The sequence below is a fragment of the Paracraurococcus lichenis genome (assembly GCF_030657435.1).
GTDB classification, from domain to species: domain Bacteria; phylum Pseudomonadota; class Alphaproteobacteria; order Acetobacterales; family Acetobacteraceae; genus Paracraurococcus; species Paracraurococcus lichenis.
Genome location: NZ_JAUTWS010000118.1, coordinates 1 through 10,114, shown reverse-complemented (window position 1 = coordinate 10,114; position 10,114 = coordinate 1). Strand labels below are relative to the sequence as shown.

The window sequence follows — 10,114 nt, the reverse complement described above, 5'->3', positions numbered from 1 at the left end:
GTCCGGCGGCACCTGCGCGTCTATGGCGACCTCACCGGCCTGCCGGAGAAGGTGGCGATCCAGCTCAACGACACGCATCCGGCGATCGCGGTCGCCGAGCTGATGCGCATCTGCGTCGACCTGCACGGCATGCCGTGGGACGAGGCCTGGGCGATCACTCGCGGCTGCATCAACTACACCAACCACACCCTGCTGCCCGAGGCGCTGGAGAGCTGGGCGGTGCCCTTGATGGAGCGGCTGCTGCCGCGCCACATGCAGATCATCTACCTCATCAATGCGCACCACCTGGATGCGGTGCGGGCGGCGCACCCTGGCGATGTCCGGCTGCTCGCCAGCGTCTCATTGATCGAGGAGAGCCACGGCCGGCGCGTGCGCATGGGGCATCTCGCCTTCGTCGGCTCCAACAAGGTCAACGGCGTCTCCGCCCTGCATTCCGACCTGCTGAAGAAGACCGTCTTCCGCGACTTCAACACCTTGGCACCGGAGCGGATCACCAACAAGACCAACGGCATCACCTTCCGCCGCTGGCTGCACCAGGCCAATCCGGGGCTGGCCGGGCTGCTGGTGGAGGCGGTGGGGCCCGCGGTGCTGGACGATGCCGGGCGGCTGGAAGCGGCGATCCCGCTGGCCGATGACGCAGCCTTCCGGGACAGGTTCGCCGCCGTGAAGCGCGCGAACAAGGAGGCGCTGGCGGCGCTGATCCGCCAGCAGCTCGACCTGCGGGTCGATCCCGGCGCCATGTTCGACGTCCAGATCAAGCGCATCCACGAGTACAAGCGCCAGCTCCTCAACATCCTGGAGACGGTGGCGCTCTACGATGCGATCCGCGCCCAGCCCCATCTTGACTGGGTGCCGCGGGTGAAGATCTTCGCCGGCAAGGCGGCGGCCAGCTATCACCGCGCCAAGCAGATCATCAAGCTGGCGCATGACGTGGCGCGAGTGGTGAACAGCGACCCGACCGTGCGCAACCTGCTGCACGTCGCCTTCCTGCCGAACTACAACGTCTCGCTCGCCGAGATGATCGTGCCGGCCGCCGACCTGTCCGAGCAGATCTCGACCGCCGGCATGGAGGCTTCCGGCACCGGCAACATGAAGCTGGCGCTGAACGGCGCGCTGACCATCGGCACGCTCGACGGCGCCAATGTCGAGATCCGGGAGCGGGTCGGCGACCCCAACATCTTCATCTTCGGCCTGACCACCGAGGAGGTGGAGGCCCGCCGCCGTGACGGGTCCCGTGGCGCTGGGGCGATCCAGGCCTCCTCGCGCCTTGGCGAGGTGCTGGAGGCGATCGAGTCGGGCGTCTTCTCGCCGGACGACCGCGGCCGCTACCGCGACCTGATGGGCTCTATCCGCTGCCACGATTACTTCATGGTCGGCGCGGATTTCGACAGCTACTTCGACGCCCAGCGCCGGGCCGATGCCCGCTGGCAGGACCCCGTTGCCTGGTGGCGCAGCGCGGTGCTCAACACGGCGCAGGTCGGCTGGTTTTCCTCCGACCGCACCATCGCCGAATATGCGGCGGAGATTTGGCGGGTGCCGGTCGGGGGCTGAGGCCCGGCGGGCGCCGGGGGGATGGGACGATGTCGAAGACGCGGACCGAGGGCCCGCTCGCCCGCATCCCCATGGCTTTCGTGCTGGCAGGTCACCTCCGGCCGTTCCAGCAAGCGGTACGCCGCCTTGGCGCCAGCCCAGCCGCCGGCTGCACCGGTATCGCTGCGCCCACCATCACGGCCCGCCGCGTCCCGCAGTGGTCGCCCAGGTCAACCTCGCCCACTGCCGTTCCGCCCTGCTCGCCGCATCTCCCATGGCCTGCGGTCCTACCTGCAGGCCATGGCCCTACGCCGAAGCTGAGTTGTGGGTAAGGTCAAGCCCTGAGGGGAGGAGGTTGCGGTTGAAGCCGCTCAGTGACTGCCAGTTAGCGGGCTGTTATCTGCCATGACCATCCTCAGGGCATCGACTTTATTCTGATTTACCGTGGTCCAATCATCATTGAGAATGCCGCCCGTGTCGCCCGAATCTGGGTTCCAGGACCACCAGGACCAGCTGATCCCCTGCTGCCCGGCTGCAATGTCCGACGTGCCATCAGCATTGAAGTCGCCTCCGAGATATGCCGTCAGCTTGGTTAGCCACTGCAAATCCTTAGGGTCTGTCATTTTTGTACCGAACTCGCCGACAAAGACTGGTGCAATATTCTGTCGGTAGACATATCCCCAATGTTGGTCGAATACCTGCTCCAAATTGTTCGGGAAAGCGCTGCCAGAAAACCAGGGTTGCGGGTAGACCGAATTAGGATAGTCGTGGGTTGAGTAGACGACGTGGCCCGGCTTGTTCAAGGTCACAGGATGGCTGGCTACCCCCGACAGGTCACCACCCCACCAGTAGTTCTGGCCGGTTCCTTCGACGATGACGAGCCAATCGGAGTTGACCGATTGAATGGCGTTCCCTGCCCTGGTCGCTGCGGCTGCCCAGTCGTTGGCGCTGCCATCACCCCAGGTGGCAGCACCGTGTGGTTCGTTGGCGAGGTCGGCCCCGATCACCGCCGTGTTGCCGGCGTAGTGCTGGGCGAGCATCTTCCAGTTGTTGATCCAGGTGGTTTCGCCGTAGGTCTGGTCGTACCAAAGCCCACTGTCGTTCGGTCCGTCGCCAGATGAACTGCGATGATGATCCAGGATGACCTTCAGTCCTATGGACCCGGCGTAGTTGATGATTTTGTCCATCAAATCCAACCCGGACAGGCCCCGCAGGTCGGGGTTCTTGTTGTAATCGATGCTGGTGGGGGTGTTCCGGCCCGTGTCGAACAACTGGTCCGAGAACGGCAGCCTGATGGTGTTGAAGCCCAGGAGCTTCATCTGGTCCATCATGGCAGTGTACCCGCGCGCGTTCAGGCCGTGCGGAGCGAAGGTTGAGGTCTCGAAGCCAAACCAGTTAACCCCGGCGATCTTCACCGTGTTCCCGGCGTCATCGACGATCTGGTTGCCCTTGGTGTGGTAATAGCCCGCGTGGCTCTGTGCCGGAGGGGCGGCCACGGTGTCATCGTCCAGAATGGTGCCAATGGCGGTGTCGCGCGCGAGCGTGGCACCGGAGGCGGCGGAGAGCTTCAGGCTGAAGGTCTCCGTGGGTTCCGCGGTCGTGTCGCCGAGGACAGCGACCTGCACGGTCCTGCTCGTCTCTCCGGGGTTGAAGGTCAGCGTCCCGGATCTGGCCGTAAAGTCACTTCCCGCGACAGCCGTGCCGTTCACCGTATCGAAGTGGACCGTGACCGGAGTGTCGGATGCCTTGGATAGGCTGACGGTAAAGTTTGCTGTGCTGTCGTGGCCCTCCGTCACTGAGACATCGGCGGCGGAGATGGTCGGTAGCGCAGGAACCGGAGTAGGGGAGGTTGCCGGAGCGGAGGCGCCGTTAATGGTCAGGTGGCTCACGTCGTGGCCGCCCAACGTGCTCGCCTGGAAGCCGAAAGACACGCTCGACGTTGCAGCTACTGTGCCGCTCCAGGAAGCATTTCGAATAATGTAATGATCGCCGCTATGCGAGACGAGATCCGCGTTCCAGATGTTGGTGATGGTGAATGGCGCATCGAACTCGATCATCCAACCGTTCAGCACCGACGTGCCGGCAGTGACCTTGACATCGGCGGTGAAGCCCGTCCCCCAGTCATTCGAGGCAGCATAGGTCACCATAGCCCCGGACGAAGGTGCAGTCGGAGGTACCGCGACGTCGTCGTTCTGGATCGTGCCTGTCGCCACTCCACGGGTGATGGTCGCTCCTGTCGCATTCGACAGGGCCAGAGTGAAGGTCTCGTCGGGCTCTACGACCTGGTCGCCCAGGAGAGCGACGGAGATGGTCTTGCTAGTCTCCCCGGCGGCGAAAGTGATGGTTCCAGAGGTGGCGACGTAGTCCGAACCGGCCACAGCCGTTCCGTCGCGCGTCGTGTAAGCCAGGGAGACCGGTCCACTCGCCGCACTCGACAAGGTCACCGTGAAAGTCGCGAGTTTCTGGCCGGTATTCCCCTCTGAAGTTGAAACATCTGCGACCGAGGCTGACGGGAGGACTACTGGCGCCGCATCGTCGTTCAAGATGGTAGCGACAGCATTCGCCTTGGGCAGGATTGCGCCCGAGACTTTGGACAGGGCAAGCGAAAAAGCCTCGTTAGGCTCGACGTCTTTGTCGCCCAGGACCGCGACTTGCACGGTCTTGCGGGTCTCCCCGGCAGCGAAGGTCACACTACCGCTGGCTGCCAGGTAGTCCAGGCCGCCCTTCGCTGTGCCGTCCTGGGTGGCGAAGTCCAGCGTCACCGGAGTCGCTGACATCTTGGAAAGGGTGAGCGTAAAGGTCGCGTAGGACTGGCCGCTGTCGCCTTCAACAATAGAGAGGTCGGCCACGCTGATGGTCGGGAGCTCGACGACCGGGGGTGTCGGAGGCGCGTTCGCGACGGGTAGGTTATTCACCATGAAACTGACCGGTCCCGAGCCGGGACCAGCAATGAAGCCTAAGGAGGCTGGCGATCCGCTGGCGACAGACGCGTTCCAGTCCAGATTCCGGACGACGTAGTGGGTGCCGACGTGAGAGACGATCTGAGCGTTCCAGATCTGGTTTATGTCGTAGCCCGCGTCGAATTCGAGCGTCCAGCCATTCAGCGTTTGGTCGGGCGTCAGGCTAATGTTCGCCTGCAGGCCAGTGCCCCAGCTGTTCACTACATTGTAGTCGACACGGTTAGCCATCTCGTCGCTCCCCAGAAAGCCGCTGGGGGTCTATTGCGATATCGGTCTGGTTACCAATTGCTTTTCTGATATTAAACCCTTAATTGATATTGCAAACGCAATCTGATCATCCTGTGCTATCGGCGTTTATTGTAATAAATTTTGTTTCAAAAAATTTGAGAGGCAGCCGGGCTGGCCGCTCTCGGGGCGACCTCGCGGATCGTCCGCAAGGAAAGCTTCCCAGAGGTCGCCAGCCCCTGTGGGGCGACCAGTTCTGGTCGCCAAGCTACTGCGTCGTAAGCTGCGGCGGTGCCCCGCTCGACATCATCAAGCGATATGTCGAGCAACAACGGGTACCCGACCGAAAGAGGCGCAGCAAGAAGGACGCTTGACCCCTCCCTGAAGCGAGGAGGCCGCGCTCAAAGCGGCTCAACTGTGGTGAGGAGCGGACGCATGCTCGGGCGCTGCGGGACCAGTCCCTGCGTCCTCTGGTCGACCCCAATCCGGGCTACGCGTTGTTCGCCACGGCCCTCAACTCGGCCTCGATGACGGCCCACAAGGCCCAGTTCAGCTCCGGGAAAACTCCGATGACCTCCTGCGCCGCGGCATCCACCACGGCGTACCCTGCGACAGTCCGCTCGACCATCCAGGTGGGCATCAGGATGCCGAACTCACCGCCGGTGCTGCGGGGCGAGATGAGGCCAAGCGACACGCTACCGTCCTCGTTGAAAAGCGCCTCGGCACTCCACTTGACCCCGAGCCGTGCGCACCACGCTGCTGCGGCGATGCGCTCCTGCTGGCTGACGCCGTCTGGTCCGGTGGGTGGCGGGAAGGGCATGGCGCAGCTGCCTCGTCGGTCGTCGCGGCGGGGCGGAGTCACGGAGATGCTCGACGGCACACGAGAGCCTATTCGCCTCTCGAAGTGCCTCGCCGTCTCCTGCCAATACAAATCGCGCCGGCCGCGTGTGCGGCGCGCTCCTCAAAATGCGTCCCATTGTCTGCAAAGTCTCGAAATTGGTGCCTCATTCTCGAACAGACTTCGCCGCCCCAGCCATCACAAAGCGGTCCTGCGTCGCTCAGCCTTCTCGCGCTCGCCGCGCAAGTCCCATGCCTGGGCGCCGCAGCTCGCCCCCGGCTTTCACCTTCGCAATGCCGCCTCTACCCTAAGCACCAACGATTCCGTTGGGGTCTCCAGCGCATGCCTGTCCGCTCCTTCAACCTCAAGCTGGTTGTTCCCCGAGGCCCGGACGGCAAGCTACTTCGTGAGGCCCTCTGGACGACCCACGCCGAGGTAAACGCCGCGACCCGTTACTACGAGGAGCGCCTGCTGTGCCTGCGCGCCCTGCCGTACGAGGTATCGGCTTCCAATGAGCCGAGCGGCCAGCGGATGGTGGCCCTGGGGGAGGCCGAGAGTGCGGCATTGCGGATGGCACGGGCCGCGCAGCGGGCCAACCTCGACCATGACGGCGACTTTGACCTGTTCGACGCCGCGGGCACCGACGCCGAGGTTCTTGCGGCGCTGAGAGACCTCTACCGCCTGATTGCTCCCGACGAGACCGGCGAGGGATCTGCCCAGGCCGCGAACGGCTACATCAGCCCGTTGACCGACCCGAAGAGCCAGGGCTTTGCCATGGCGGCCGGCAAGCTGGACCGTCCGCGGCCGAACTGGCTGTCCATGGCCGACGACGACCCCGAGTTGCTGGACGCCGCCAAGGCTTGGTACGCCTCCGACGCGTCTCTGGCGTGGCGCACCGATACCGGCAGCCCCGCCGGGTGGCTGCGCGCCGCGCGTGCCGGCAAGCCGAACTGGCCCGCGCTGTTCCGCGCCAAGCTGGAAGACCTGGTTGAGCGCACCGCGTCAGGCCCCGAGGGCATCATGGCGCGTCTCCGCGTCTTACGCCTGCTGCCGCTCTTCCCGCCCTTCTTCACGCCCCGCATGGCTAATCCCAGTGGTGGCGTCACGCCTTGGGACCGCCTCGCCTTCCGCCTTGCCGTCGCGCACATCCTGTCCTGGGAGGCGTGGTGCCGGCGCGCGGTGGAGCAGCACACGGCCCGCAAGGCGACCCTGGACGGCTACCGCGCGCGCGCCGTCACGCCCGAACTGGTGCCATTGCTGGATCGCGTGCGGCGATACGAGAAGACCTGCGCCGAGGACATGAGCCGGCTGGGTCTCGGCCCCTCCGTTTACACGCTGCGCCCCCGGCAGCTCCGCGGTTGGTCGGACCTGAAGGAGGCCTGGAAGAAAGCGAAGGACCAGTCGCCAGAAACCCTGCGTGCCATCTTGGCCGAGCAACAGACCAAGAAGCGTGGCAAGTTCGGCGACCCTCAGGTGTTCCTCTGGCTGGCCGAGGCGGCCCAGCACGACCTGTGGAAAGGTGGTGCCGATGTGGTCTCCATCGCCGCCACGCTGAACGCCATGCAAGCGCTGGTGGACCGCTCCCGCGAGACCGCCACGATGACGCTGCCCGACGCACGGCTCCACCCGCGTGCCACGCAGTGGGCCGCCGAGGGCGACACCAACCTGCGCCCGTACCGTCTGCTGGACGCCGGCGACGGTGCTTTGGCCGCCAAGCTAAGTCTGTTGTACCGGCTGGACGACGGCCGGCTCGCAGACACGGATGTGACGGTGAGGCTCGCCGCATCCGAGCAGATGCGCGTCCAGCGGCTCGGCAAGCGGGACAGAAAGGCCGAGATCGTCTTCGACACCGGGTCGGGCGAGACCCTGACCGGCATCGTCGGCAGCGCCGACATGCTGTTCGATCGGCGCCACCTGGGCCACCGTGACGCCGCGGAGCTGGAGGCCGGGTCAATCGGCCCTGTCTGGCTGAAGGTCACCGTGGATCTCGACCCGATGCTCCCCGACGGCTGGGGGCCGGATCACGCGCGCTTCGTGCGCCACTTCTCGTCGGCGCTGGGCAAGGCGACGAAGGCGGAGGACATGGTGCGGGACGGCGCCCGTGTCCTCGCCGTCGACCTTGGTCTGCGCACCTTTGCCGCCTGCTCGGTTTTCACCTTGCGGGAAGAGACGCCGTTCCGGCCTGACGCGCTGGCCTTCAGGGTGCCGCTGGGCGACCGGACGCTGTGGGCTACCCATGAACGGTCCGTTCATCTCGAGTTGCCCGGCGAGACACCTTCGCGCGATGGCTTGCAGTGGCGTCGGCTACGAGACGAGGAGATGCGCCGGATGCGCCGCTTCCTGGCACGCTATCGGCGGGTCATGCGGCTGGCCGGCAGCCCGCCAGAGGATCGTGGAGTGGCCCTCGAGGCCCTGACGGAGGCACGGGTCACCGGAGACCCGTTCCCCTTCGAGGAAGCCATCCAAGTCACCTTGGCAGCCAAGGCGCAAGCACCGCAGCCCGTGTGGGATGACGCTGTCACGGCGGCTTTGCGCGAGCTGCGCATCGCCATGAACCCCGTCGTGCGCGAATGGCGCCACCGCGGGAAGGAGCGACTGGCCTTCCTGCGCACCGGCAAATCGATGTGGGCCGTCCAGCACCTCACCAATCTCCGCCGCTTCCTGCAGTCCTGGAACCTTCTTGGTAGGGCCACGGGCGAGGTGCGCCGCATGAACCGGGTCGCGCGCGGCGTCTTCGCCAGCCGGTTGCTGGCACACCTCGACAACATCAAGGATGACCGACTGCAGACCGGCGCAGACCTCATCGTACGCGCCGCCATGGGCTTCGTGCGCGACAAAGCGGGGTGCTGGGAGCGGCGCTTCCGGCCGTGTGACGTGGTCCTGTTCGAGGATCTGTCGCGCTACCGCATGCGAACGGATAGACCGCGTCGGGAGAACTCACAGCTCATGCGCTGGGCGCACAGGGCGGTGCCGGGCGAGGTGGCCATGCAGGGCGCCCTGTACGGGTTGGACATTCCAGATGACAAGGTTAGGCCCTCGGCAGCATTTACGAGCCGCTTCCACGCCCGCACGCTCACGCCTGGCATCCGCAGCCAGCCACTCGCGGCGGCCGATTTGCATGACCCATGGCTGCAGGAGGGCCTGGCCAAGTTGGAGATTGACCTCGCGGCCTGCCGGCCGGGCGACCTCGTCCCTCGCGATGGTGGCCAGGTCTTCGCCTGCCTCCGGGCCAGGAAGGAAGGCTTGCTGACGATCGATGCCGACATCAACGCGGCGCAGAACCTGCAGCGGCGCTTCTGGACGCGGCACGCTGAGGCATTCCGGCTGCCTTGCAGTCCCGGCCAACTGGACGGCAAGGAGGTCTGGGTGCCGCGGACCATGGGCAAGCGCCTGCTGGGCGCCATGGGCGGGCTGGGTGTCCTTTGTCCCACGGGCCATGACACCGGGTCTTGTCGCTGGGAGCCGGCCAGCGGGCACAAGATGAAGGGACTGGCGGCGGCGGTCGGCGACCAGGAGGCGCAGGCGTTCGACCCCGACGCCGAGGAAATGACTGGCCTGGTCGAGGAGGCCGAGGTGGAGGCGGGCCGGGTGGAGGTGTTCTTCCGCGACCCGTCCGGGGTTGTTTGGCCGGCCGACCTCTGGTTCCCGGCGAAGGTCTTCTGGCGCCGCGTGCGGCAGGCGACCGGGGTCGCGCTGAAGGCACGGCTTGGCTAGGCCGGAGGAGGCGGGTAGGCTGTTGCCGCTGGTCTAGAGGGCCGGCAGTAACTGATCGAAGTGCCTCGACGGTGGTCCGTAACTGCCGTCACCGGTCGGAACGGTTTTCCTCGCTCCTTCGAGCTGTTTATCAGCGAGACCCCCACGCGCTGCGAATGGGCTGCGCGCGAACCCTGAGTACACATGTAGTGACGTGGAGGTTCGCGCACGGACGAACTGCTGGCGATGCGATGCTTGAGGTCCGAGGGGCGGGACGCAGAGCCGGTCACGGCCGCTGCAGTCAAATGAGTTCGCACGGCTCGGACAGTATGCTGTTGCTTTGGAGTGCTTTTGCGGTCGGGCAGTCGCAGCGGGTCTCAGGAAGCTGGGGCCGTTGGCACGTCTACCACATGCGCCGTATCGGCATCGTCGCCGGCGTTGCAGCGGGTCTCAGGAAGCTGCTGGGGCCGTCGGTACGCACAGTCGGTACCAAACACCACCGGTGATCGCCCATGTCACAGCGGGTCCCAGACCCCGTTTGCGAAGTCGGGGGGGCAGGAAATCGCCTGCGATTACTAACCTGGCCACCAAATAGGTAGCATTTTGCCGTACGCTGTGCGATGGTCTGGGCATGGTGCTTCGTCGTGACTTCCGCAAGCTCGACCCGACCACCCAGGCAGAACTGCGCCGGGTAGCGGTGGCCATGGTCGAAGCAGGCAAGACGCGGCTCGAGGCCGCGGCTGCTGTCGGCGTGAACCGCCGCTTCGTTGGAGAGTGGGTCGAGGCGGCACGACGGTCCGGCGACACGGCGCTGGAGGGTGGACGGCGCGGCCGCCGTCCAGGCGAGCAGAAGCCGCTCTCGCCGCAG

At 65.6% G+C, this 10,114-nt stretch carries 6 protein-coding genes; 4 read left to right on the top strand and 2 right to left on the bottom strand.

Going from position 1 to position 10,114, the window contains the following annotated elements; all coding sequences use genetic code 11:
• Positions 1-1,551: glycogen/starch/alpha-glucan family phosphorylase (gene glgP, locus Q7A36_RS35930; RefSeq protein ID WP_305108605.1), on the top strand; the 1,551-nt coding region annotated here is incomplete at its 5' end.
• A 350-nt stretch (positions 1,552-1,901) separates the two neighbouring features.
• On the opposite strand, the gene Q7A36_RS35925 is transcribed toward glgP, so the two are convergent.
• Positions 1,902-4,718 carry a Calx-beta domain-containing protein gene (locus Q7A36_RS35925; protein ID WP_305108604.1) on the bottom strand — a complete coding sequence of 939 codons (2,817 nt, stop codon included), beginning with the start codon at positions 4,716-4,718 and terminating at the stop codon, positions 1,902-1,904.
• 113 nt (positions 4,719-4,831) lie between these two features.
• Between Q7A36_RS35925 and Q7A36_RS41855 the strand changes: the two genes are divergently transcribed.
• On the top strand, positions 4,832-5,089 hold the full coding sequence (locus Q7A36_RS41855; RefSeq protein ID WP_370655771.1) for a transposase: 258 nt from the start codon (positions 4,832-4,834) through the stop codon (positions 5,087-5,089).
• 116 nt (positions 5,090-5,205) lie between these two features.
• On the opposite strand, the gene Q7A36_RS35920 is transcribed toward Q7A36_RS41855, so the two are convergent.
• Positions 5,206-5,535: a hypothetical protein gene (locus Q7A36_RS35920; RefSeq protein WP_305108603.1), complete on the bottom strand. Its 330-nt coding sequence runs from the start codon at positions 5,533-5,535 to the stop codon at positions 5,206-5,208.
• Between the two features lie 360 nt (positions 5,536-5,895).
• On the opposite strand from Q7A36_RS35920, the gene cas12b reads away from it, so the two are divergent.
• Together cas12b and Q7A36_RS35910 are read left to right on the top strand one after the other, a co-directional pair.
• Positions 5,896-9,267, top strand: a complete 3,372-nt coding sequence (cas12b, locus tag Q7A36_RS35915) for a type V CRISPR-associated protein Cas12b (protein ID WP_305108602.1) — start codon at positions 5,896-5,898, stop codon at positions 9,265-9,267.
• A 610-nt stretch (positions 9,268-9,877) separates the two neighbouring features.
• Positions 9,878-10,114 (top strand): helix-turn-helix domain-containing protein (locus Q7A36_RS35910; protein ID WP_305108601.1); only part of this gene is annotated, 237 nt, incomplete at its 3' end.